The sequence below is a fragment of the Vibrio sp. SCSIO 43137 genome (genome assembly GCF_028201475.1).
Lineage (GTDB): Bacteria > Pseudomonadota > Gammaproteobacteria > Enterobacterales > Vibrionaceae > Vibrio.
Genome location: NZ_CP116383.1, coordinates 2,462,822 through 2,487,128, shown reverse-complemented (window position 1 = coordinate 2,487,128; position 24,307 = coordinate 2,462,822). Strand labels below are relative to the sequence as shown.

The 24,307-nt window shown below is 47.0% G+C and carries 20 protein-coding genes; all 20 read left to right on the top strand.

Going from position 1 to position 24,307, the window contains the following annotated elements:
- Positions 1-8 precede the first annotated feature (8 nt).
- On the top strand, positions 9-941 hold the full coding sequence (gene flgJ / locus PK654_RS11570; protein WP_271695945.1) for a flagellar assembly peptidoglycan hydrolase FlgJ: 933 nt from the start codon (positions 9-11) through the stop codon (positions 939-941).
- A gap of 166 nt (positions 942-1,107) precedes the next feature.
- On the top strand, positions 1,108-2,982 hold the full coding sequence (gene flgK, locus PK654_RS11565) for a flagellar hook-associated protein FlgK (protein WP_271695944.1): 1,875 nt from the start codon (positions 1,108-1,110) through the stop codon (positions 2,980-2,982).
- Between the two features lie 10 nt (positions 2,983-2,992).
- Positions 2,993-4,186: a flagellar hook-associated protein FlgL gene (flgL, locus tag PK654_RS11560; RefSeq protein WP_271695943.1), complete on the top strand. Its 1,194-nt coding sequence runs from the start codon at positions 2,993-2,995 to the stop codon at positions 4,184-4,186.
- 369 nt (positions 4,187-4,555) lie between these two features.
- Complete coding sequence (locus PK654_RS11555; protein ID WP_271695942.1) at positions 4,556-5,710, top strand: flagellin; 1,155 nt, start codon at positions 4,556-4,558, stop codon at positions 5,708-5,710.
- A 609-nt stretch (positions 5,711-6,319) separates the two neighbouring features.
- On the top strand, positions 6,320-7,450 hold the full coding sequence (locus tag PK654_RS11550; protein WP_271695941.1) for a flagellin: 1,131 nt from the start codon (positions 6,320-6,322) through the stop codon (positions 7,448-7,450).
- Positions 7,451-7,718: 268 nt separating this feature from the next.
- Positions 7,719-8,855, top strand: a complete 1,137-nt coding sequence (locus PK654_RS11545; protein ID WP_271695940.1) for a flagellin — start codon at positions 7,719-7,721, stop codon at positions 8,853-8,855.
- A gap of 76 nt (positions 8,856-8,931) precedes the next feature.
- A complete protein-coding gene (gene flaG / locus PK654_RS11540) occupies positions 8,932-9,366 on the top strand; it encodes a flagellar protein FlaG (protein WP_271695939.1) in 435 nt (144 codons plus the stop codon).
- Positions 9,367-9,386: 20 nt separating this feature from the next.
- Positions 9,387-11,366, top strand: a complete 1,980-nt coding sequence (gene fliD, locus PK654_RS11535; RefSeq protein WP_271695938.1) for a flagellar filament capping protein FliD — start codon at positions 9,387-9,389, stop codon at positions 11,364-11,366.
- 1 nt (position 11,367) lies between these two features.
- Entirely contained in the window at positions 11,368-11,673 is a 306-nt protein-coding gene (locus PK654_RS11530) for a flagellar protein FliT (protein WP_271695937.1), read from the top strand.
- A gap of 13 nt (positions 11,674-11,686) precedes the next feature.
- The gene (gene fliS / locus PK654_RS11525; RefSeq protein WP_271695936.1) at positions 11,687-12,097 is read left to right on the top strand and encodes a flagellar export chaperone FliS; all 411 of its coding nucleotides are present in this window, start codon (positions 11,687-11,689) and stop codon (positions 12,095-12,097) included.
- Between the two features lie 249 nt (positions 12,098-12,346).
- Entirely contained in the window at positions 12,347-13,804 is a 1,458-nt protein-coding gene (locus PK654_RS11520) for a sigma-54 dependent transcriptional regulator (protein WP_271695935.1), read from the top strand.
- Positions 13,805-13,928: 124 nt separating this feature from the next.
- Positions 13,929-14,969, top strand: a complete 1,041-nt coding sequence (locus PK654_RS11515; protein ID WP_271695934.1) for a sensor histidine kinase — start codon at positions 13,929-13,931, stop codon at positions 14,967-14,969.
- Entirely contained in the window at positions 14,969-16,384 is a 1,416-nt protein-coding gene (locus tag PK654_RS11510; RefSeq protein WP_271695933.1) for a sigma-54-dependent transcriptional regulator, read from the top strand. Before PK654_RS11515 ends, PK654_RS11510 begins: the two co-directional genes overlap by 1 nt.
- A gap of 88 nt (positions 16,385-16,472) precedes the next feature.
- Positions 16,473-16,784 carry a flagellar hook-basal body complex protein FliE gene (fliE, locus tag PK654_RS11505; RefSeq protein ID WP_271695932.1) on the top strand — a complete coding sequence of 104 codons (312 nt, stop codon included), beginning with the start codon at positions 16,473-16,475 and terminating at the stop codon, positions 16,782-16,784.
- 15 nt (positions 16,785-16,799) lie between these two features.
- Positions 16,800-18,551: a flagellar basal-body MS-ring/collar protein FliF gene (gene fliF / locus PK654_RS11500; RefSeq protein ID WP_271695931.1), complete on the top strand. Its 1,752-nt coding sequence runs from the start codon at positions 16,800-16,802 to the stop codon at positions 18,549-18,551.
- The gene (gene fliG / locus PK654_RS11495) at positions 18,544-19,599 is read left to right on the top strand and encodes a flagellar motor switch protein FliG (RefSeq protein ID WP_271695930.1); all 1,056 of its coding nucleotides are present in this window, start codon (positions 18,544-18,546) and stop codon (positions 19,597-19,599) included. The genes fliF and fliG overlap by 8 nt, the downstream gene beginning before the upstream one ends.
- A gap of 25 nt (positions 19,600-19,624) precedes the next feature.
- Entirely contained in the window at positions 19,625-20,431 is an 807-nt protein-coding gene (gene fliH / locus PK654_RS11490) for a flagellar assembly protein FliH (protein WP_271695929.1), read from the top strand.
- A complete protein-coding gene (gene fliI, locus PK654_RS11485; protein WP_271695928.1) occupies positions 20,425-21,756 on the top strand; it encodes a flagellar protein export ATPase FliI in 1,332 nt (443 codons plus the stop codon). The genes fliH and fliI overlap by 7 nt, the downstream gene beginning before the upstream one ends.
- Entirely contained in the window at positions 21,756-22,190 is a 435-nt protein-coding gene (gene fliJ / locus PK654_RS11480; RefSeq protein ID WP_271695927.1) for a flagellar export protein FliJ, read from the top strand. The genes fliI and fliJ overlap by 1 nt, the downstream gene beginning before the upstream one ends.
- A gap of 145 nt (positions 22,191-22,335) precedes the next feature.
- Positions 22,336-24,276 carry a flagellar hook-length control protein FliK gene (locus PK654_RS11475; RefSeq protein WP_271695926.1) on the top strand — a complete coding sequence of 647 codons (1,941 nt, stop codon included), beginning with the start codon at positions 22,336-22,338 and terminating at the stop codon, positions 24,274-24,276.
- Positions 24,277-24,307 lie beyond the last annotated feature (31 nt).

Genomic DNA, 24,307 nt, shown 5'->3' with positions numbered 1-24,307 from the left:
ACACTATTATGGTTAACAAGGCAACAGACGTCGGATTTATTCACGATATCGCTAACCTGGACCAGCTTCGTCAGAGCGCGGTAAACAGCAATGATGCAGATGATCAGAAACAAGCGCTTCATGCAGCTGCAAAGCAATTTGAAGCCATTTTCACCAACATGCTGTTTAAGTCTATGCGCGATGCCAACTCGGCTTTTGAGTCAGATATGCTGAAAAGCCAGAGTCAGGATTTTTATCGTCAGATGATGGATGATCAGATGGCCAGTGAGATCAGCTCTTCCGGTTCTCTTGGTCTGGCCGATATGATTGTGGCTCAACTGGGTGCCGGTTTGCCTCAGGATGAAACAGAGCTGGCAATGAGAAATGCAGCCCTTGAAGCAACCTCTAAATCATCCATTGATTCTGAGCAGGCAGGCTTGGTGGCTGACAAAGCATTTCAGGCTATGCAGGCAAACAGGGTCAGAAAAGAGCCGGCATCTTTTGACAGTCCTGAGCATTTTGTCCGTTCTATGGGGCCATATGCTGAAAGAGCAGCAAAAGCCCTTGGTGTTGATCCGTCACTTCTGATTGCACAGGCAGCCCTTGAAACAGGCTGGGGGCAGAAGATGGTGAAAAACGCTCAAGGCAGCAGCAACAACCTGTTTAATATTAAGGCAGACAGAAGCTGGAAGGGCGATAAGGTAGCGACACAAACTCTGGAGTTCCACGATAACGTGCCGGTTAAAGAGCGGGCCTCTTTCCGCTCATATTCCAGCTATGAAGATAGCTTTAACGACTTTGTTCGTTTCCTTAACCAAAATCCGAGATATCAGAACGCCCTGCAGCATGACAACAATTCGGAGTCATTTATTCATGGTATTCATAAGGCGGGTTATGCAACTGACCCTAATTATGCCGATAAGGTTCTGAAGGTGAAACAGCGCGTCGACCAGATGCTATAAAAGTTATTTAAAAGGGCGAAAGCCCTTTTTTCTTTATTACTAATCAATAGTTTAATCTAATCTTCTTATCGGTTATTTCAGTCGGAACATTTTTGGCATATATGTTGCTATAGAACCTATAGAGATTTAAAGATTTTCTAAGTTTATTGGTTCTACTGGGGGCATTATGGCGTCGGATTTGTTGAATGTTGGTACTCAGAGCGTATTGACCGCTCAGAGACAACTCAACACCACAGGTCATAACATATCGAATGCGAATACCGAAGGCTATAGCCGTCAGTCGGTAATCCAGGGCACCAATATGCCGCGGCAATATGGCGGCGAAACTTATGGTATGGGCGTACATGTGGAAAATGTTCGCCGCTCATGGGATCAGTTTGCCGTTGCCGAACTGAATGTTTCTACTACCAACAATGCCAACCGTAAAGATGATGAAGAGCATCTGGATATGCTGACAACCATGCTTTCATCACTTGCCTCGAAGAAAATTCCGGAAAATATTAACGAGTGGTTTGATTCGGTAAAAACACTGGCGGACTCACCAAACGATGTGGGTGCACGAAAAGTGGTAATGGAAAAAGCGGATCTGATCAGCCAGAACCTGAACACCTTCTATGAAACCGTCCGTCAGGAATCATCAAACACGAACAGAAAACTTGATTTAGCCGTTGAGCGTATTAACCAGATCGCCGGTGAAATTCGTGATATCAATAAATTAATGATGAGAACGCCCGGTCCTCATAATGACCTTATGGATACTTATGAAAAGCTGGTGCGTGAGTTATCTCAGTACACCAAGGTAACGGTGACTACTCGTGGCAATAATGAAGGATTTAATGTTCATATTGGTAGCGGTCACACCTTAGTATCCGGCAATGAAGCCAGTACACTGACCATGGTGGACGGCTCTCCGGATCCTAATCAGCGCAAACTGGCGCTGATTGAAGGTAAAGGGCTCAAAGTTATTAAGAACGAAGGCATTGATGGTCGCCTCGGAGCGCTATTCAAAATGCGTGATGAGTTGATTCCTTATGTGCAGGACGAACTTGGCCGCGTTGCCACCTCTCTCTCTTATGAAGTGAATGAACTTCAGGCTCAGGGGCTGGATCTTCATGGTAATGTCGGTGCGCTGTTGTTTACCGATGTGAACTCAGATCGGGTTGTTAAAGATCGCGTCTTCACCGAGAAAAACTCAGAAGCTGATATGGGCGTCTATATCGACGATATCAGCCAGATTAAAGCCGGGGATTATCATCTCAGGTATGACGGCAGCGATTACACCGTTATTAAGCCAAGTGGTGAAATTGTTCAGGTTGAACCACAAAACTCTGCCCTGTATATCGATGGAATGCGGGTGGAAATTGCCAGTGACCCGAGAGCGGGTGAAAAGATTATTTTGCGTCCGGTGCGTTTCGGTGCCGAGCAGATCAAACTGATGATGAATGACCCGACAAAAATTGCCGCTCAAAGTTACCAGAGTTCGGTGACTTTTGCTCAGGGTGATGCGGACTTCCGTGTTTTAACGGCCGGCAGCCTTAAAGAGTTTCAGGTTGTTGTTTCGCCGAAGGGAGATCAGTTTGCCGTGCTGGATATGGCCGGAAGAGTATTACTCCAGCCTCAGGCTTATCCGCCAAGTGGTCCGGTTACCGTTCAGGGAACCACTTTTAGTTTGTCCGGCGGTGCGATTGCTAATGATAAATTAGCCGCCAACCTGACGCCGTCAGAAGGTGATAACGGTAACCTGCTTAAGATGCAGGATCTACAGACGGCAAAAACCGTTGATGATAATAACTCGACCATACTCGAGCTTTACCACAACCTGAATACCAACGTGGGACTGAAAATGTCTACCGCGTCCAGACTGGCAGACGTTGCCCGTCTGGAAAAAGAGTCTGCTGAAGAGCGTGTGGCTGAAATCTCCGGAGTTAACCTGGATGAAGAAGCGGCCAATATGATGAAATTCCAGCAGGCTTATATGGCTTCATCCCGCATCATGCAGGCAGCCAATGACACCTTCGATACAATTCTGGCGTTAAGGTAGGAGGTGAAAAATGGTTGGAAGAATCGCAAGTTTTCATAACTACCAGTCAGTGCAGAATGATCTGCGCCGTCAGGAGAACAAAATTTTCCACAATCAGGCGCAGCTGGCGTCTGGTAAAAAACTGCTTAACTCCAGTGATGATCCGCTGGCGACTCACTATATACAGAGTATTGGTCAGCAGACCGAGCAGTTGCGTCAGTATATGGACGCAATCGTACTGGTCAGAAACCGTCTGGAACATCACGAAGTGCTGGTGGCTAACTCGGAAGATTATGCCGATAAAGCGAAACGGACTGTGATGGAGATGATCAACGGTTCGCACTCCGCAGAAGACCGGATCGCTAAAACCCGTGAACTGGAAGAGATAGCTGACAACCTGCTGACTCTGGCGAACAGTCAGGATGAATCCGGTAACTATATCTTTGCCGGTACTAAGCCTAAGAACCAGCCTTTCTTCCGAGACAATCAGGGTAACGTTAGTTACTCCGGTGATGATTATCAGAGAAAGATGAAGGTCTCTAACCAGCTGGAAATGCCGACTAATGATCCCGGCAGCAAGATGTATATGCAGATAGCTAACCCGTTTGGTGATTACTCACCGAGCTATCAGCTTCAGCCTGCATCTGAACTGCTGCTGGAGAGAGCAACCAATCTCGATTTTAATGACAATGCCAGTTACACAGTGACGTTTGTTGATATGGGAACCGGCAAATTTGGTTATCAGCTAGAGAAAGACGGCAGTGTGGTTGGCGCGGCAGAATTTGACCCGGCAGTAGGTATTAAAAACGAAGGCCTGACCATTCAGCTGAAAGGGCAGATTACTGCCGGTGACAGTATCACCATTAGCCCGAAAAAGACGATAAGTATTTTTGACAGCTTTAAACAGGCGATAGATTTATCAGGTACATCAGTATCTGACACGAACGCTACTGCAGAGCTGCAACGAATCACCGAAGAATTTGCGGCAGCCTTTATCCACCTTGGTAAAGCAAGAACGGATGTGGGTGCCCGGATGAACACTCTGGATATTCAGGAAGATTTGCATGAAGACTTTAAGCTGACGCTGGCAAAGTCTAAAAGTGCCTTTGAAGATCTGGATTACTCGCAGGCAGTTATCGATTTTAACGAGAACTCCCTTGCACTGGAGGCTTCACAAAAAGCTTTCGGAAAAACCAAAGACCTCACTCTTTTTAACTATATCTGAGTTTTAACTGCCGTATGTGCTATTGCCATACGTGCCAAAACTGAAACTAGGTTAACAAAGTGCGGCAACAGGAAAAGCGGCAAAATTTGGTTTTTATACCTTTGCCGCCTCACCTGAAAGAGCACAGTGACTGAGGCAATTATTGATGCTAACTATATAAGTCTCTGTAATATAAAGAAAATAAATTTATTTTCAGAAAATTTGTAAAGTGGCACGCTACTTGAATGTATTTATACAGATTATGAATACGATTTGAGCTTAGCGTTAGCGCTAAGTTCAGCAAGTAACTATACGGTCAGTGCTTATCCAAATGAGACGAAAAGCTGGCCGCTTCGCAAACTACTTGCGAACTCAACAGGAGAGCAAAATATGGCTGTTACAGTAAGTACTAACGTCGCGGCAATGACGTCTCAGCGTTACTTAAACAAAGCGACGGATAACCTGAATACATCGATGGAACGTCTGTCATCCGGTCACAAGATCAATAGTGCAAAAGACGATGCGGCAGGTATGCAGATATCTAACCGATTGAATGCACAGTCCCGTGGTCTGGATGTGGCAATGCGAAATGCTAACGATGGTATCTCTATTGCACAGACTGCTGAAGGTGCAATGAACGAATCGACTGCGATTCTGCAACGTATGCGTGACCTGTCACTGCAATCGGCTAACGGCTCGAACTCACTGTCTGAGCGTCAGGCTCTGAACGAAGAAGTAAGCGCACTGCAGGACGAACTTAACCGTATTGCAGAAACAACGTCATTTGGTGGACGTCGTCTGCTTAACGGATCATTTGGTGAAGCGGCATTCCAGATTGGTTCTAACTCTGGTGAAGCCATGATTGTGGGTCTGACCAGCATCCGTGCTGATGACTATCGTATGGGTGGTGAGACTTTCTTCTCAGAGCTTCCTGAAGGAAAAACCATTGGTAAAGACTGGGGTGTGCCGGCAGATAAGCTGGATCTTAAATTCACTTTTGCTGCTGATGCAGAAAATGAAGAGCAGGTTATCGATATCCAGGCAAAAGCCGGAGACGATATCGAAGAGCTGGCAACATACATTAATGGTCAGACAGACAGACTGACTGCATCTGTCGGTGAAAATGGCTTGCTACAGATATTTGTTGCTGAACCTGATGTAGCTGGTGGTCTGGATATTGCCGGAGGACTGGCTTCTGAAGTTGGTATCGCTGGTGCTGCGGCAGTGGCAACGACCACTCAGGATATTGATGTAACTTCTGTAAAAGGTTCTCAGAACGCAGTAGGTGTTATTGATGCTGCACTGAAATATGTAGACAGTCAGCGTGCAGACTTAGGTGCGAAGCAGAACCGTCTAAGCCACAGTATCAACAACCTGGCGAACATTCAGGAGAACGTTGAAGCCTCTAAGAGCCGAATCAAAGATACTGATTTTGCCAAAGAGACAACGGAACTTACTAAAAACCAAATTTTGCAACAGGCAGGTACTTCCATACTTGCTCAGGCAAAACAATTGCCAAACTCTGCTATGTCTCTGCTTCAGTAGACGTCATAACAGTAATGTCGGAATGGTTCTGCTTTGGCAGGCACAGACGTGAGTCAGCCAGTGGCTATTCCGGTATGGCAATCGCATTTTAAATCAGAAGGTCTGAAGCTCTCTCACTCTCACTGCTGAAGACCAGACGTTTTAAAATGCATCGCTTAGCCAGTTATGTGACATTTCTCTCGATCTCCACATAGGCAGCTGGCTTCGCGAACGGCCCCGGTTCTCTCAAAGGATAGGGGCTTTTTCCTTTCTGCTATCTTTAAAATTTACTGCTATCTTTAAAACTTAGCGCAAGCTGGTTTGCTATTTCCCCTAGATTTTTGCCTTGGTGTTAAACGGCAATCCACTACACTTCTGAGTCACAAAAAACAGAAAACCCCACTCTATCGACCATGATTATGTGATCTTTAGCATTAATTTGCTTTTAATTTAATAAACTCCAATGAGCCTCACGCTTTACTTTTCTTCGACATTTTTTTTAAAAAAAAGCCGTGTTTTTTCTAAAGGAATTTCCGCCAGCGCCGTTAATGAAAGTAACTTTGAGAGAACTACTTGGTTTTCCGAGACGTCGGAAACCGCACAACCGGAAAATCAATTGGAGAAATCACCATGGCAGTTAATGTAAATACTAACGTAGCGGCAATGACGGCTCAGCGCCATCTGAATAGCGCAGCAAGCGACCTGAACGGTTCAATGGAACGCCTGTCATCAGGTTTCAAAATCAACAGTGCAAAAGACGACGCAGCGGGTCTGCAAATCTCGAACCGTTTGAATGTACAAAGTCGTGGTCTTGATGTAGCAGTACGAAATGCTAACGACGGTATCTCTATCGCTCAAACCGCAGAAGGTGCGATGAAAGAGACCACTAACATCCTGCAACGTATGCGTGACTTGTCACTGCAGTCAGCGAACGGCTCAAACTCAAAAGAAGAGCGTGTGGCGATTCAGGAAGAGATTGGTTCATTGAACGATGAGCTTAACCGTATCGCAGAAACCACGTCATTTGGTGGTAACAAACTACTGAACGGCACCCACGGAACAAAATCTTTCCAGATTGGTGCAGACAACGGTGAAGCGGTAATGCTTGAGCTAAAAGACATGCGTTCAGACAATGCTCTGATGGGCGGCTCTAGCTACAAAGCAGAAAACGGTAAAGGTAAAGACTGGGAAGTAGCACAAGATGCTCAGCTGACTATCGGCCTGACAGACCAGTTTGGTGAAGCAAAAGAGTTCACTATCAACGCGAAAGCCGGAGATGACATCGAAGAGCTGGCAACTTACATTAACGGTCAGCAAGACGTAGTAAGTGCTTCAGTAGACCAGGATGGCAAGCTACAAGTATTTGCCGGTAACAACAGCGTACAGGGCGATGTAACCTTTGGTGGCAGCCTAGCTGGTGAACTGGGCATGGGTGCAGCGAAAGAAGTCTCTGTTGACACTATCGATGTTCGCTCAGTAGGCGGCGCACAAGAATCTGTAGCGATTGTTGATGCGGCCCTGAAATATGTAGATAGCCACCGTGCGGAACTAGGTGCATTCCAGAACCGCTTCGATAGCGCAATTAACAACTTAGACAACATCAACGAAAACGTGAATGCGTCTAAGAGCCGGATCAAAGATACAGACTTCGCCAAAGAAACCACGGCAATGACTAAGTCGCAAATCCTGCAGCAGGCATCGACTTCAGTACTTGCACAGGCGAAGCAGGCACCAAACACAGCACTAAGCTTACTGGGTTAATCCCCTTTAGCTTCAAGCGAAACAGTAAAAACCCTGACTTGATGTCAGGGTTTTTTGCTTTCTGCCGATGAGGTTAAAACTGGCTAATAATTTGAGATCACTATCACAAAACATATCCTTAACATAAAAAAAACAGAAAAAATCTAATTTTTCTCTAAAGGATTCATTTCGGTCGCCGTTAAGGGGAGTGAGAGAAATGAAATCGATGTGCCTAAGCGAGGTGAGAGACGCAACGGCATATCATCCTACATGCCTAAGGAGATCAATTATGGCAATAAATGTGAACACGAATGTGTCTGCAATGACCGCTCAGCGCCAGTTAAATCTGGCCAATGAGGGGCTAAATAAGTCGATGGAGCGCCTGTCTTCAGGCTATAAGATCAACAGCGCCAGTGATGATGCTGCGGGTCTGCAGATATCCAACCGACTCACTTCTCAAAGCCGTGGTTTAGACATGGCTGTCCGAAACGCGAATGATGGTATCTCTATTGCACAGACAGCTGAAGGTGCAATGACTGAGACAACTAACATTCTTCAACGTATGCGTGACCTTTCCCTGCAATCTGCCAACGGTTCAAACAGTCGTTCTGAGCGGGTAGCGATTCAGGAAGAGGTGTCCGCACTTAATGACGAACTTAACCGAATAGCAGAAACAACCTCATTTGGTGGTAACAAACTTCTTAATGGTAACTTTGGCTCGCAGTCTTTCCAAATCGGTGCTGATGCCGGTGAAGCAGTAATGCTTGGAATGGGGAACATGCGTTCAGATGATAGTGCAATGGGCGGCAAAAGCTATGTTGCACAGGAAGGTAAAAGTGAAGACTGGACAGTACAGTCCGGCGCAACAGACCTTGTAATCTCCTATACTGATAAACAGGGGAGTGCAAAAGAAATTACTGTTGATGCTAAAGTCGGAAACGATTTAGAAGAGTTAGCGACCTATATTAACGGCCAGAATGATGACATTAAGGCCTCAGTAGGTGAAGAGGGCAAGTTACAGGTATTTGCTTCTAACCAGAGTGTTGAAAATGGTGATGTTTCCTTTAGCGGAGCACTGGCTGGTGAACTGAATCTGGGTTCAGGTGTTGAGCAAACGGTCAATGATATTAATGTAACGACAGTTGCCGGTTCGCAACAAGCCGTTTCAATTATTGATGGTGCATTGAAAAATGTAGACAGTAACCGTGCTGAGCTAGGTGCTTTCCAGAATCGTTTCAACCATGCAATCAGTAACTTAGACAACATTAATGAGAATGTGACTGCATCGAGAAGCCGGATTAAGGATACTGACTTCGCCAAAGAGACCACTCAGATGACTAAGACTCAGATTCTGCAGAATGCGAGTACATCTGTTCTGGCGCAAGCGAAGCAGACTCCATCGGCAGCTCTAAGCTTATTGGGTTAAGTAGGTTCGGGTTTGAGCCTGACTTACTATCAAAAGTGATGTAATCGCTAACCCAGAAGGTGGAAGGGAGATCAGTATGGATATATCAGCATACACATCGAACATCCAGCCTTACGGCGAGCCCTATGGCTCTTCTGGTGGCACAAAACTTGCTTTAGATAGTAGCGGCGCGACGAATAATTCGGTATCTACAGAAAAAACCGTTGAACGAAAAGATGAGCAGGAGATGGCTCAGCAAAAAGCCAAGGCTGTTGAAGAGTTAGTTCAGAAACGAATTGACTTAAATAAAGAACAGCTGGAAAAAATAGTAGAGAAAATGGATGAATTCGTTAACTCTATTAATAAAGGGCTTTCGTTTAGGGTAGATGAAGAGTCAGGGAGAGACGTTGTCACTATTTATGAAGCCAGTACCGGTGACATAATTAGGCAAATTCCTGACGAAGAGATGCTAATTATACTTAGGCGCTTAGCAGCTGCCTCCTCGGGATTATTTGTAGAGGAGACGGTGTAACTGTCATAAAAGTGAGGTAAATGAGTGTGAACCCATTGGGTGTGTCATCTGGCATGGATATCAATGCAATGGTCAGTAAGATCGTTGATTCGGAGCGTCTGCCTAAACAGCAGCGGATCGACAACGATCGTGCCAAAATTGATACCAGTATCAGTGCCTATGGGCGGCTCAGAGAGTCACTGGATACGATGAAGAATCTGATGGCAAACTTTCGTCAGGAGAAAGCATTCGCAGTTCGTACTGTGGAATCTTCTGATGAAAATGCGGTGTCTGCCACAGCCACGACAGAAGCTATCGCTGGTAGGTATGCTATCGATGTGCTGCAGCTTGCACAGAGTCATAAGGTTGCTTCGGAAGCCCTTTCCGACGATCTTAAATTTGGCCCTGGCAAGCTGCATATCGGTTTGGGCGATGAAAAATTTACCGTTGATGTAAAAGATCGTTCAAAGCTGGTTGATGTTGTCAGAGGAATAAACGGCGCAACAGGAAATCCGGGTGTCCGTGCATCAATCATTAATGATGCTAACGGGCAGCGGCTTATTGTTGCTTCCGATAAATCAGGCGTTGAGAATACTATCAAGATCAGCGCAGAATCCGATGCGGGCAATCCGCTGAGTAAATTTGAATACAAGACATTAGAAGAGCGGGTTAAATCTCTGGAAGAGGCAAGAAATGCCGCCGCTGATGCCTTAGCTGCCCCGCTTCCGGGGCAAGATGTTGCCAATCAGCAACTTAATGAACAAGGTGAGCCTATTGATAAGCAGGCCGCCTCAGATCCCACCACTGCAGATGGTCAGTCTGCAGCAGATAAAACAGCTGGCTTAGCAACCGATGGGGAAAGTGCTTCTTCACTGGATGCCTCAATACCTGTTCCCCCTGTTTCTGTTCTGCCTGAAGATAATATTCCGGGCTGGTCGGAGACTGCTTCAGGAACGCTTCTCGATTCGTATACCGAACCTGCACCTGAACTTGATGCAAAAGCGCTGGAAAAGATGCCCGATATTCCGGGCTGGAACAATACTGCATCAGGAACGTTAACGGATTCTTATGTCACGCCAAAAGAGGCCAGCGCGGCTGAGCAGGCTCGTTTAGCAGAAGAAAAAGCGGCTATTGCAGAAGCGGTTGCAACGGGGCAATTAACAGAAGAGCAAGCTTACCAGCTTGAACTGCAAAGAATGAGCCCTGAAGAGCGGGCGCGACAGCTAAAAATTGACGAAACCCAGCAGGCGTTAAAGGCGGCTGAAGAATCATTAGCGTCTTATGATGGTATGACTGAAGTGCAGGAAGCACAGGATGCCATGGTCATGCTGGATGGCATCGCGCAGCTGAGCAGTGAGAATAATGTTATTGAAGACGCCATTGATGGAATTGATCTGACGGTAAAAGGAGTGACCGACCCAACCAAGCAAAAAACAGAAATTGGCGTAGAGTACGACAGAAAAAGCGTTCGCGATGATATCGAACAGTTCGTTAATGCCTACAATCAGTTTTATCAGGTGAGTAAAGAGCTTTCTGCTGTTGACCCCCAGACGGGGGTAGCCGGCCCTTTAGCTGGTGACAGTGTGGTGCGCTCGGCGCAATCACGACTTAAGTCCGTTTTCTCCGCTAATATTGAGCCTGCTCCGGACGATCTGAAAACCCTGACCGAGTTTGGCATCACAGGCACCCGTCAGGGTACGCTTGAAATCAACTATGACATGCTGGACAGACAGCTAAATAATAACTTTACTAAATTAGAAGACTTTTTTGGTGGTCAGAAAGGTTTCGCAAAAAAAGTTGAAGACGCGATTCAGTCAATGACGGGGATCACCGGGCCTATCCGGACGAGAGAGAAGTCACTTCTTGAACAAAATTATCGCTTAAATGATAATCAGACGTCACTAAACCAAAGAATGGAAAGCCTTGAAGAGCGGACCAAGAACAAATTTATGGCAATGCAGGATGCTACGACTAAGATGCAAGGACAGCTTTCTGGTATGATGAACGCCTTAGGACAATAATATGTCGCAACTGTTGAGTGATTTACGTGAACTGGATCAGATATTACTCTCTCATTTTCAAGAAGATGAGATAAATAGTGAAGAAATCCTTCAGCTTGTCGATAAAAGGGAACAGTTGTTGCATTTGATAGTTGATGCTGTGAAATCCATTCCAGATTTCGATAAAACTTCTGATTGGCTGGAAGCCATTGAAAGAACAAAACAGATAGTGTCTGTGATGCAATCTGAAACGAACAAAGTTGGCGCACAGCTTAAGAAATATCGTCATGGTAACAAGTCAGTTCAACGTTACCAGCAGTTTTTATAGAAAGAGGAATACCATGCGTGGTTCATTACAAGCATATAAAAAGGTATCTGTAGATAGTCAGCTAAGTGCGGCGTCTCCGCATAAAGTGATTCAGATGCTGATGGCAGGTGCAATTGAACGCTTGGTGCAAGGCAAAGCGGCGATGGAACAAGGTAATATCGCCGTGAAAGGTGAGCGCCTGGGTAAAGCTTTAGATATTATTATCAGCTTAAGAAGTTGCCTGTCCATGAATGATGGCGGTGACGTTGCCCGCAATTTGGATCAGCTATATGAGTTTATGATTGCTCAGGTTTCTATTGCCAATGCGGAAAATAAACCAGAACCTATCGATGATGTTATTGATATCATTCGTGAGATTAAATCTGCCTGGGATCAGATCCCTAACGAGTATCACAACCTCACTTCTCAGGAGTTAGGCCAGTAATTTTCGGCAAAAATGAGCTGAATAGAAAAAACTGCTTGGTTGCCTTATTTTTAATATTCAATAAAATAGAATATTAGATGAGAAGGGTAACCACTTTTTAGCTAAAGTGAATAGACCTCAAAGTCCACGTTTTTGTGGACTTTTTTAGTTTGCTGTTCCCGGTGAATTGTCTATCGTTAGTAGTGGTTAAAAACAAAAATTAATATCCGCCACTCAATAATTAACTATAAAGGCAACTATTTAGTTTATATGCAAGATTTAGCAAAGTTACTGATAATTGAAGACGATAATGAATTAAAGCTTCAATTAGCAACTATTCTGGACTTCCTTGGGGAACATGCCGAATATTACAGCTCAAGTGATATTGATGGCATAAATTGGTCGGCTGATTGGTCCGGTTGTATATTGGGCTCTGTAACTGATCAACAGAGTAGCCAGCAGTTAACGGTCAAGCTACAGAAAACTATTCATATCCCCTTGTTAAAGCTCGGCGCTCAGCCATATCAGTTAGATGAATATCCTCAATATGTGGGTGAGCTTGATTTTCCTCTTAACTATCCTCAGCTTACCGATGCCCTTGGCCATTGTGCGACCTTTTTAGGTAAGCGTGGCTGTGATTACAATAGCAGTAGAAAAAATACCCTTTTCCGCAGTTTGGTGGGAGAAAGCCTTGGTATTAAAGAAGTCCGCCATTTGATAGAGCAGGTTGCCACAACAGAAGCAAATGTTCTTATCCTCGGAGAGTCCGGTACGGGTAAAGAAGTGGTAGCGCGCAATGTTCATTATCACTCTTCACGCCGAAATGGTCCTTTTGTACCGATTAACTGTGGGGCGATCCCGGCCGATTTGTTGGAAAGTGAGTTGTTTGGCCATGAAAAAGGGGCTTTTACCGGGGCGATTACCTCGCGCAAAGGACGTTTTGAAATGGCTGAAGGCGGAACCATATTTCTGGATGAAATTGGTGATATGCCAATGCCTATGCAGGTTAAACTGCTGCGTGTATTACAGGAACGTTGTTTTGAGCGGGTTGGTGGAAACAGCAATATAAAGGTAGATGTACGAATTATTGCGGCGACTCACAGGGATCTGGACACCATGATCTCAGACGGTGGTTTCCGTGAAGATCTTTTCTACCGTCTGAATGTATTTCCTATTGAGATGCCGGCACTTAAAGAGCGTTGTGATGACATCCCGCTTTTGCTCAAAGAGCTTATGTCGAGATTAGAGGCTGAAGGGAGCGAAACGGTTCGTTTCACATCCAGGGCAATTAACTCTCTTACGGAGCATTCATGGCCGGGTAACGTTAGGGAACTGGCTAATCTGGTAGAGCGTATGGTTATTCTATACCCTAACAAACTGATTGATGTGAACCATCTGCCTGCTAAATATCGCTATAGTGATATTCCTGAGTTTCAGTCTGAGCTTTCTAGTCAGGTCTCGTCTATTGAAGAGCAGGAGAGGGATGCCCTGCATGGCATCTTTTCCCATGATTTCTCTTTTGAAGATGAAGCTTCCTCTCAACCAGATCCACTGGAGTTACCAATAGAAGGTATCAACCTGAAAGAGTATCTGGCCGAGCTTGAGGTGAATATGATTAATCAGGCACTTGATGTGCAGGATGGTGTGGTTGCCAGAGCGGCTGATATGCTGGGAATGCGGCGCACAACTCTGGTTGAGAAGATGAAAAAGTATGATTTGCAGCGCTAGCTGAATCTTCGCTCGTCAAAAAAATGACTAATGACTTCTACGTAAAGCATTGAAATTAAATAATAAATAGCTTGGTCTGTATTTTGCATTCCAAGCTATTGTTTTATTTAGCCGGAAAATCGACATGTCAACAATCCCTTTACAGGAAAATCAAACCCATCTGGGCACACTAGAAGAGCAGGTTGCCCGATATAAGCAGGTACTGGATGTGATGCCCGCAGGTGTGATTCTTCTTGATACTCAGGGAGAAGTGAAAGAAGCAAACCCGGAAGCACAGAAGTTGCTGGAGGTGCCTCTGGTCGGCGAGAAATGGTTTTCAGTTATTCAGAATGCCTTTGCACCTCAGGAGGATGATGGTCATGAGATCTCTCTTCGTAACGGGCGCAAAGTTCGTCTGGCGATTTCGGCTTCGTCAACCGGCCAGCTGATTCTGATTACCGACTTAACGGAAACCCGCCTGCTGCAGTCACGAGTAAGTGATCTCCAGAGGTTATCTTCTCTGGGAAGAATGGTGGCGTCACTTGCCCATCAAGTGCGAACGCCCCTTTCCAGCGCCATGTTATATGCTTCAAATCTTGCTGCACCGAATTTGCCTGCCCCCACCCGTGAACGGTTTCAGACCAAGCTGATGGATCGCTTACATGATCTGGAAAAGCAGGTTAATGATATGCTGCTGTTTGCGAAAGGCGGGGATAATAAGGTTGTTAAACCTTTCTCTATTGCAGAGTTGATTGCTGAATATCAGCCAATGGTGGAAACCGCGGTTAAAAACAACAATATTGATTATTTTGTTGAGGTTGAACAGGAGCAGACCCAACTGCTCGGCAACGTCAACGCCATCGCATCAGCCATCAGTAATCTGGTGATCAATGCGATTCAGATCGCCGGAAAAGCGTCTCAGGTAGACGTGTTTTTCCGTCCGGTTGCCGGTGAACTGAAAATATCCGTTCAGGACAGTGGCCCGGGTGTGCCTGCCGAATTGCAAAGCAAAATTATGGAGCCCTTTTTTACTACCCGTTCTCAGGGAACAGGGTTAGGGCTCGCCGTGGTACAAATGGTGTGCCGGGCACATAAAGGACGTTTAGAACTACTGTCAGAAGAAGGGGATGGTGCCTGTTTTACCATGTGCCTTCCACTTACTAATGAAAATAGCGGAGAAGAATAATGGCTCAAAGCAAAGTGTTAATCGTCGAGGACGATGAAGGTCTACGCGAAGCTTTGGTGGATACCTTAGCGCTTGCGGGCTATGAGTGGGTTGAAGCGGATTGTGCCGAAGATGCACTGGTTAAGCTTAAATCGCAGGAAGTGGATATTGTGGTCTCAGATGTTCAGATGGCAGGAATGGGCGGACTGGCACTGTTGCGCAATATTAAACAGCACTGGCCTAAACTGCCGGTACTATTAATGACCGCTTATGCCAATATTGAAGATGCTGTAGCAGCGATGAAAGAGGGTGCCATTGACTATATGGCCAAGCCTTTTGCGCCGGAAGTTTTGCTTAATATGGTCTCCCGTTATGCACCAATAAAGAATGATGATAACGGCGATGCTGTGGTTGCCGATGAAAAAAGCCTGAAACTTCTTGCTCTGGCCGATAAGGTAGCAAAAACAGATGCCAATGTAATGGTTCTCGGACCAAGTGGTTCGGGTAAAGAGGTGATGTCGCGATATATTCACAATATGTCTAACCGCAAAGACGGCCCTTTTGTTGCGATAAACTGTGCGGCGATTCCGGATAATATGCTGGAAGCGACTCTGTTTGGTTATGAAAAAGGTGCCTTTACCGGTGCAATTCAGGCTTGTCCGGGTAAATTTGAGCAGGCACAGGGTGGTACCATTCTTCTTGATGAGATCAGTGAAATGGACCTTAACCTGCAGGCGAAACTGTTAAGGGTACTTCAGGAGCGTGAAGTAGAACGTCTGGGCAGCAGAAAAAGCATTCAACTGGATGTCAGAGTTCTGGCGACCAGTAACCGTGATTTAAAGCAGTATGTTGCCGAAGGAAATTTCCGGGAAGATTTATATTATCGCCTCAATGTATTCCCGATTGCATGGCCGCCACTTTGTGAGAGAAAGGGAGATATCCAGCCCCTTGCCGTACACCTTGCTGAGCGTCACTGCCAGAAACTTGGATTGCCGGTACCGTCTGTGTCATCCGACGCTCTAAACAAGTTGCTCAGCTACAACTGGCCAGGCAACGTTCGTGAACTGGATAACGTGGTTCAGCGGGCTCTGATCTTGAGTGAGCAGGGCGATATTAACTCTGAGCATATACTGCTGGAAGGCGTGGATTGGCAGGACGCTAACAGCCTGCAACATGTGGTGGAGACCAATGAGCCGGCACCTACGGTTAAGCCTGTTGCGGAAGCGGTAGCTGCACAACCTGTATCCTCTTCGATTTCCAGCGGAGAAGGTCTTGGCAGTGATCTGCGCGATCAAGAGTTCGCCATAATACTGGAAACGGTAATGGCCTGTAACGGACGTCGTAAAGAGATAGCTGAAAAGCTGGGTATCAGCCCGAGAACGTTAAGATACAAACTGGCCAAAATGCGTGATGCTGGGATTGAAATTCCGGGCTAATCCGGTAGTTTAGACGCTGGCATAGTAATTGCAGCGTCAAGAATAGGTCAGAACAAAAAGTCAAATTATTGGCTTAACGAGGTAGCAAATGAACATTGGCGGAATACAGGGTGAAATGCAGGCGATGATGCTGGAAGCGTCAAATTCGTCAACACCTGCGACTGGCCAGAAAGTGTCAGCAGATTTCGGGCAGATGCTAAACTCTGCCATCAATAATGTGAATCAGTTGCAGAAGTCCTCAAGTGACATGCAGATGCGCTTTGACCGTGGTGATGAGAATGTCTCGCTGTCAGATGTGATGATTGCAAAGAACAAGTCCAGCGTTGCTTTCGAAGCAACCATACAGGTAAGAAATAAGCTTGTTGAAGCTTATAAAGAATTGATGAATATGCCAGTTTAGGTCAGGTGATTAACAGTGGCTGAAGAAAAACAATCAACAGACCTAGCGGTTAGCGACTCCTCTGGCGGAAGCGGCGCTCTGGTTGCCGGAACCGATGTCGATACCGATGTTCAAAACCCGGATTTAGACGAGAAAAGCTCCTCGAAAATGGATCTGGCCATCGGCGATCTGGATCTGTTACGACAGGTGGTTTTAGTCCTCTCTATTTCAATATGTGTTGCCTTAATAGTAATGCTGTTCTTCTGGGTGAGAGAACCGGAAATGCGTCCTCTAGGCTCCTATGAAACGGAAGAGCTTATTCCGGTTCTTGATTACCTTGATCAACAAAAAATTGAGTACAAGCTTGATGGAAACACCATTCAGGTTATTGCCAGTGAGTACAACCAACTAAAACTCGATCTTACCCGTGCAGGGTTAAATCAGTCAGCAGAAGCTGGTGATGATATTCTGCTCAACGATATGGGTTTTGGTGTTTCACAGCGACTTGAAAAAGAAAGATTAAAACTGAGCCGCGAGCGTCAGTTAGCTCAGGCCATTGAACAGATGCGTCAGGTACGCAAAGCGTCGGTGCTTCTGGCTCTGCCTCAGCAAAGTGTATTTGTCCGTCAGAATCAGGATGCGTCAGCGACGGTTTTTGTTACCTTACGTATGGGTGGCAGCCTGAAACAGGAAGAAGTTGATTCCATCGTCGATATGGTGTCCAGTGCCGTTCCCGGAATGAAACCTACCCGGGTAACTGTGACAGATCAACACGGCAGACTGCTTAGCTCGGGCTCACAAGATCCCCTTGCCACTGCCCGTCGTAAAGAGCAGGATCTGGAGCGCAAGCAGGAACAGTCACTGCGGGAGAAAATTGACTCGGTTCTAATTCCTATCCTTGGCCTTGGTAACTATACGGCTCAGGTAGATATCCAGCTTGATTTCAGTGCGGTGGAGCAGACCCGTAAGCAGTTTGATCCTCAGACACCTGCTACCCGAAGTGAATTTACCCTTGAAGATTATAACAACGGTAATGTGGTTGCCGGTGTGCCGGGCGCTTTGAGCAATCAACCTCCTGCCGATGCCTCTATCCCGCAGGATGTTGCTCAGATGAAAGATGGCTCTCTGATGGGGCAGGGCTCTGTTCACAAAGAAGCAACCCGTAACTTTGAACTTGATACCACCATTAGCCATGAACGTCGTCAGACCGGAGTTATTGACCGTCAGACGGTTTCTGTCGCGATTAAGAACCGGGCGGTGACTAACCCTGATACCGGTGAAGTGACCTACGAACCACTTACCGCCGGCGAACTGGATGCTATCCGTCAGGTCCTGATCGGAACCGTCGGATTTAATCAACAACGCGGTGACCTGCTAAACGTTCTAAGTGTCAAATTTGCTGAGCCTCTGGAAACAGAAGTGGTGGCGACCTCTATCTGGGATCATCCGAACTTTAATGACTGGGTTCGTTGGGGAGCAAGTGCGCTGGTGATTATCATTGTTATTCTGGTGCTTATCAGACCGGCGATGAACAAGTTGCTGAATCCACATGCTGAAGACGACGATGAAGTTGCATATGGTGCTGATGGCTTGCCGATTACCGGTGATGAAACCAGTCTGATTGGCAGCGATATTGAGAGCGGAGAAGCGTTTGAGTTTGGTTCCGGAATAGATTTACCAAACCTGCATAAAGATGAAGATGTGCTTAAAGCGGTACGAGCACTTGTGGCTAACGAGCCTGAGCTGGCGGCTCAGGTAGTGAAGAATTGGTTGACGAACGATGCCTGATGAAATTGTAAAACGTGATGATGGCGGTGCTCTGGCAGAAACAGAGGTTGATATTGCCTCCATCCCCGGCGATGAACGAGCTGCCATACTGCTACTGAGTTTAAGTGAAGAAGATGCCGCAGGCATTATTCGTCATCTGGAACCGAAACAGGTTCAGCGAGTCGGCGGAGCTATGGCCCGTGCTGCTGACCTGAACAATGATAAGGTGGGAGCCGTTCACCGGGCATTTCTGGAAGATATTCAGAAATACACCAATATTGGTATGGGCAGTGAGGACTTTATGCGTAATGCCCTTGTTGCCGCCCTTGGTGAAGACAAAGCAAGTAACCTTGTGGATCAGATCCTGCTTGGAACCGGCTCTAAAGGTCTGGATTCTCTTAAATGGATGGATCCACGACAAGTGGCCAGTATTATCATTAACGAACACCCTCAGATTCAGACCATTGTTCTGTCCTATCTGGAGGCGGATCAGTCTGCTGAAATTCTCTCTCAGTTCCCGGAACGTGTACGTTTAGATTTGATGATGCGTATTGCCAATCTGGAAGAAGTACAGCCTTCTGCACTGGCTGAACTGAATGAGATTATGGAGAAACAGTTTGCTGGTCAGGCAGGTGCACAGGCCGCGAAAATTGGTGGCCTGAAAGCGGCTGCTGAAATTATGAACTACATGGATAACAGTGTTGAAGGCGTGCTGATGGATCAAATCCGTGATCAGGATGAAGATATGGCAACCCAGATTCAGGACCTGATGTTCGTGTTCGAGAACCTGATCGAAGTAGACGACCAAGGCGTACAGAAACTGCTACGCGATGTTCCACAGGATGTGCTGCAGAAAGCCCTCAAGGGTGCCGACGAAGCACTGCGCGAGAAGATATTCAAGAACATGTCGAAGCGTGCAGCAGAGATGATGCGCGACGATATCGAAGCCATGCCGCCGGTACGTGTTGCCGATGTGGAAGCAGCACAGAAAGAAATTCTGGGTGTGGCCCGCAAACTGGCCGACAGCGGCGAGATTATGCTCTCTGGTGGTGCAGACGAGTTCTTGTAATTTGCAGATCAGATAAAGGTGTAATATGTCTTTTGAACGTAAACGTGGTTTTCTGAGACCCGATGAAGATGGCACCAGTGTCAAGCCGGAAAAATGGGGACTTCCGGACTACACGATGGATGTGCATAAGGAAGCCAAAAATACGGCGATGAATTATGATCCGGGCTGGATTCCTAATGTAGAACAGGCCCAGCCGGAAGAACCAGTCGAACTGACGGAAGCGGATATCGAAAACCTGAAAGAAGCCGCCAGACAGGAAGGCTACCATCAGGGACAGGAAGCTGGCTTTAATGCCGGCTATGAGAAAGGCAAAGAGCAGGGGCTGGAAGCCGGCCATCAGGAAGGTCTTGATAAAGGTCAGCAGGAAGGTATTGCTGCCGGTCAGGAACATATCCGGCAGCAGGTAGAGACTTTTATGAATCTGGCCAATCAGTTTGCCCAGCCGCTGGAGCTGATGAATGCTCAGGTAGAAAAACAACTGGTTGATATGGTATTAGCCCTGACCCGAGAAGTGGTTCATGTTGAGGTTCAGACTAACCCTCAGGTGATACTGGACACTATCCGCGAGTCTGTTGAAGCGCTGCCGATCTCCGGTCACCCTATTACCCTTAAACTTAACCCTGAAGATGTGGAAATAATCCGTTCTGCCTATGGCGAGGATGAGCTTGACTGCCGTAACTGGACTTTAGTTAGTGAGCCTTCACTTAATCGCGGTGATGTTCTAATTGAGGCGGGTGAGTCTAGTGTCAGTTATAAGATGGAAGAGCGGGTACGTACGGTTCTGCAATCTTTCTGTGGAGTTAACCGCCATCAGGGCAGCGAGCCATGCTAGCCCTTGAGGAACGTCTTCATCAGTATAAAACCCACGGGTTAACCACTCGCGCTATTGCTTCGGGCAAGTTGGTTCGCGTAGTAGGGCTGACCCTTGAAGCGACAGGGTGTAAAGCACCAATCGGTAGTTTATGTAAGGTAGAGACCCTTTCCGGTGAAATGGAAGCTGAAGTGGTCGGCTTCTCCGGAGATAACCTTTACCTGATGCCGAGTGAACAGATCACAGGTATTTTGCCCGGCGCGAAAGTTACCCCGTTAACCAGTGAAGCAGGCCTGCCGGTAGGCATGGAGCTTCTTGGCCGGGTTATTGACGGCGTAGGCAACCCCATTGACGGCATGGGCGAAATTTACACAGATCACCGCGCCTCTTTCAGCTCTGAGCCCATGAACCCGCTACTCAGAAAACCCATCTCAGAACCTCTTGATGTCGGCCTTAAGGCGATTAACGGCTTGCTGACGGTTGGTAAAGGCCAGCGTATCGGCCTGTTTGCCGGTTCCGGTGTTGGTAAGTCGGTCACCTTGGGGATGATGACCAGAGGGACTACCGCGCAGGTGGTTGTGGTTGGCCTGATTGGTGAACGTGGGCGTGAAGTAAAAGAGTTTATTGAAGAGATTCTGGGTGAAGACGGACGTCGTCGTTCAGTCGTTGTTGCTGCACCAGCAGATTCTTCGCCCCTGATGCGTCTGAAAGGGTGCCAGACCGCACTTACTATTGCCGAGTACTTCCGTGATCAGGGGCTGGATGTTCTGCTGCTGATGGACTCCCTGACCCGTTTTGCTCAAGCTCAGCGCGAAATTGCTCTTTCGGTAGGGGAACCTCCGGCCACTAAAGGTTATCCGCCATCGGTATTTGCAAAGCTTCCGGCACTGGTTGAAAGGGCTGGTAACGGTAGCCCTGAACAGGGCTCAATTACGGCGTTTTTTACCGTGTTAACGGAAGGTGATGATCTTCAGGACCCAATTGCAGATGCGTCACGGGCGATTCTTGACGGCCATATCGTTCTCTCCCGTGAGATGGCTGATGCCGGTCACTATCCTGCCATTGATGTAGAAAAGTCCGTCAGCCGTGTTATGCCTCAGATTACCACTGAAGAGCATGTGCTTATGTCTAAAGCGGTCAGGCAGGTGCTTTCCATTTGTCGTAAAAATCAGGATCTGGTTTCTATTGGTGCCTATAAGCCGGGTACCGATCCTGCTATCGACGGCGCTTTCACCATTAAACCGACTCTGGATCAGTATCTGCAGCAGGGGATGAAAGAGTCTGTCCCTTACGATATGTGCGTTAATATGTTGCGCAGTATTCTCCAGCCGGGAGGCGGTGAATAATGGAGAATGCGCTGGACTTCCTGCTTGAACAGGCGAAAGAGAAAGAGAATCAGGCGGTGCTGGCGCTGGGAAAAGCGCACTCTGAACTGGAAGATTACTACAAGCAGGTCGCTCAAATAGAGCAGTACCGCATGGATTACTGTCAGCAACTGGTTGATCGTGGAAAAAACGGACTAACAGCCAGCCAATACGGGCATTTGAACCGCTTTTTAACCCAGTTGGATGAGACTCTGACCAAGCAGAAAGAGGCTGAGTCCCACTTTAAACAGCAAGTGGATAACTGTCAGGAACACTGGATGGAGACCCGCAAGCAGCGTCGCTCTTACGAATGGATGATTGAGAAAAAACGCACTGACAGAGCCAAAAGAGAGAACCAAATTGAGCAAAAGCTGATGGATGAGTTCTCCACCCTTCAATACGCAAGACGACGCTAGCTCAACAGATCCTATTTGCATTACTGGTCTGATTTTTGCATTTCTATATCCCGGAGAGTGCTATTTAGCGGCAAGTTCTGTTGCTGCTCAACGGGAGTAATAGCCTCAAAATTATGTGTACGGACTTAGCGTAAGAGACGGTTTTATGAATCAGAGTTCCTTATCCATCAGCGATGTTGGCAAATCGGGCAGCTTGCTCCGCACAGGAGTGGGAGAAGCAAAAGTATCAGCCGATTCTGAAGAATCCGGCAGCTTTCTCTCTACGCTGGGGGCCATTTTTCAGTCTGAAGCTGAAGGCGGAGAAAAGGCGGTAGCTGCGCAAGAAGGCAGTGTTGAAGCCAGTGATGAAGCTGTGCAGCTATCTGATGTCGATGCTGAAGGAGAGAGCATAGATAAGCTGACTCAGGGTGAAGAAGAGACCGGCAAGGTCGCCGTTGAAGGTAGTGCGGATGATGAGTTAAGCGACAACGCTGATAGCGATACGATTAAAACGGATCCACAAAAGAACGCTCTGCCAGCCGATAAACTTGCTCAAACCATGGACGAAGGTAATCAGTTGCTGGGTCGTCTTGGTGAATCAAGGCAGGTGCTGAATGAATCGCGCGGCAAGCAGTTGCCTCCTGAACAAGAACTGTCTGTTAAAGAGATGGCTTCTGCTACTGATAAAGCCGATTTAAATAAGCTGGTTGCCAGATCTGAAGGTAAGTCTGATGTTAATACGCTTACCGAAGGTGAAGAGATAGTTTTTAAAAATGGTCAGGCCGTAGCGGTAGATGGTAAAAATATTGCCAAAGCAGAAGGGGGTGAAGAAGGTTCCGCAGCTGAACAATATATAGCATCAGGTGAAAAGCAACTTTCTGCACAGACACTTTCCCGGACAGAGCTTGCAGAACAGCCAGTGCGCGGAAAGGAAATGACTCAGTTAACTGAAAAGTCAGCCTCTCAGCAAGGTAAAGCCGCACCGGAGCTCGACAGTGCGCTAACTTGGCAGGATACTGCTAAAGTTGCCCCATTAGCGGCGGGCGCTGCTACCGTACAATTATCACCCGATAAGCAGAACTCTTCTGAGCTGACCGCAGAAGTGGCTGCTAAATCTCCGGTAACGGAATTCAGTTTACCTGCCGGTGAAGAGCAGGTAACTGACCTGACTTCAACGGAAGGCGAAGAGGTTAATGTTGCAACACAGATTAACTGGAGCAGTCAGATGCCGGAGCAGGGTAAAGCCCCCATCGACAGTTCAAAACTGGCAACCAGTCAGACAGCATTAGCACAACAGATGGCTGCTCAGGGACAGCAGTTACAGCAGCATCAGGCTAGCATGTTGGCACAGGCTCAAGCTCAGGCTGTCTCAGCAGATAAACTGGCCTCTCAACCGGTAGTTACCAATGCCGAGTTAAATGCAGCACAGATACAGAATGCCTCGCTTAATCCCGTCGTTGTTAGCAGTAACAGTTCTGCTCCGGCGTTAAAAGCGGCACTGGCCGCAGGAGCAAGTGCAGGTGTGCTGGCTGCGGGTAAGGGAACTGCGAAAGGCAGCAATGATAACCGGGAGTCCGGCTTGTCTCAGCAACTGGCCGGACTGGCTTCTGCTCAGGGCAGCCAGCAGGCACAGATTAAAGCCGATATGCAGCAGGCAGTAGCACAATCACCTCTTCAGCTTTCCCGTGAAGCGGCGGGAGAAAAGGTGTCAGAGCAGGTTCAGATGATGATGTCTAAGAACCTGAAAAATATAGATATCCGTTTGGATCCGCCTGAGCTGGGACGGATGCAGATTCGTATGTCGATGAATAATGATGTTGCTTCAGTGCATTTCACCGTCTCCAACCCTCAGGCCAGAGAGATGGTTGAACAAGCGATGCCAAGATTAAGAGAGATGATGGCACAACAAGGGTTGCAGCTGTCAGACAGTTCGGTTCAGCAGCAGAATTCAGGTTCGCAGCAGAGCCAGTATGCCGCCGGGAATGAGGGAGGTTCTTCAGCTGGAAATGGTGGTTCTTTGGCCGGTGATGAGGCAAACCTTGATGAAAGCATCAATCTTGATGTGAATATTGCTGCAAAAGATGATGGAATTAGCTATTACGCTTAATATTTTTGTATCTCAAAAATAGTAATCAGTG

Excerpts from the sequence above, each read along its gene's own strand:
- PK654_RS11475 (WP_271695926.1), top strand. The coding sequence starts at position 22,336 with ATGAATCAGAGTTCCTTATCCATCAGCGATGTTGGCAAATCGGGCAGC.
- fliD (WP_271695938.1), top strand. The coding sequence starts at position 9,387 with ATGAGTGTGAACCCATTGGGTGTGTCATCTGGCATGGATATCAATGCA.
- flaG (WP_271695939.1), top strand. The coding sequence starts at position 8,932 with ATGGATATATCAGCATACACATCGAACATCCAGCCTTACGGCGAGCCC.
- fliS (WP_271695936.1), top strand. The coding sequence starts at position 11,687 with ATGCGTGGTTCATTACAAGCATATAAAAAGGTATCTGTAGATAGTCAG.
- PK654_RS11510 (WP_271695933.1), top strand. The coding sequence starts at position 14,969 with ATGGCTCAAAGCAAAGTGTTAATCGTCGAGGACGATGAAGGTCTACGC.
- fliG (WP_271695930.1), top strand. The coding sequence starts at position 18,544 with ATGCCTGATGAAATTGTAAAACGTGATGATGGCGGTGCTCTGGCAGAA.
- flgL (WP_271695943.1), top strand. The coding sequence starts at position 2,993 with ATGGTTGGAAGAATCGCAAGTTTTCATAACTACCAGTCAGTGCAGAAT.
- fliJ (WP_271695927.1), top strand. The coding sequence starts at position 21,756 with ATGGAGAATGCGCTGGACTTCCTGCTTGAACAGGCGAAAGAGAAAGAG.
- PK654_RS11550 (WP_271695941.1), top strand. The coding sequence starts at position 6,320 with ATGGCAGTTAATGTAAATACTAACGTAGCGGCAATGACGGCTCAGCGC.
- fliI (WP_271695928.1), top strand. The coding sequence starts at position 20,425 with ATGCTAGCCCTTGAGGAACGTCTTCATCAGTATAAAACCCACGGGTTA.
- PK654_RS11530 (WP_271695937.1), top strand. The coding sequence starts at position 11,368 with ATGTCGCAACTGTTGAGTGATTTACGTGAACTGGATCAGATATTACTC.
- PK654_RS11545 (WP_271695940.1), top strand. The coding sequence starts at position 7,719 with ATGGCAATAAATGTGAACACGAATGTGTCTGCAATGACCGCTCAGCGC.
- PK654_RS11555 (WP_271695942.1), top strand. The coding sequence starts at position 4,556 with ATGGCTGTTACAGTAAGTACTAACGTCGCGGCAATGACGTCTCAGCGT.
- PK654_RS11515 (WP_271695934.1), top strand. The coding sequence starts at position 13,929 with ATGTCAACAATCCCTTTACAGGAAAATCAAACCCATCTGGGCACACTA.
- PK654_RS11520 (WP_271695935.1), top strand. The coding sequence starts at position 12,347 with ATGCAAGATTTAGCAAAGTTACTGATAATTGAAGACGATAATGAATTA.
- fliH (WP_271695929.1), top strand. The coding sequence starts at position 19,625 with ATGTCTTTTGAACGTAAACGTGGTTTTCTGAGACCCGATGAAGATGGC.
- flgJ (WP_271695945.1), top strand. The coding sequence starts at position 9 with ATGGTTAACAAGGCAACAGACGTCGGATTTATTCACGATATCGCTAAC.
- fliE (WP_271695932.1), top strand. The coding sequence starts at position 16,473 with ATGAACATTGGCGGAATACAGGGTGAAATGCAGGCGATGATGCTGGAA.
- flgK (WP_271695944.1), top strand. The coding sequence starts at position 1,108 with ATGGCGTCGGATTTGTTGAATGTTGGTACTCAGAGCGTATTGACCGCT.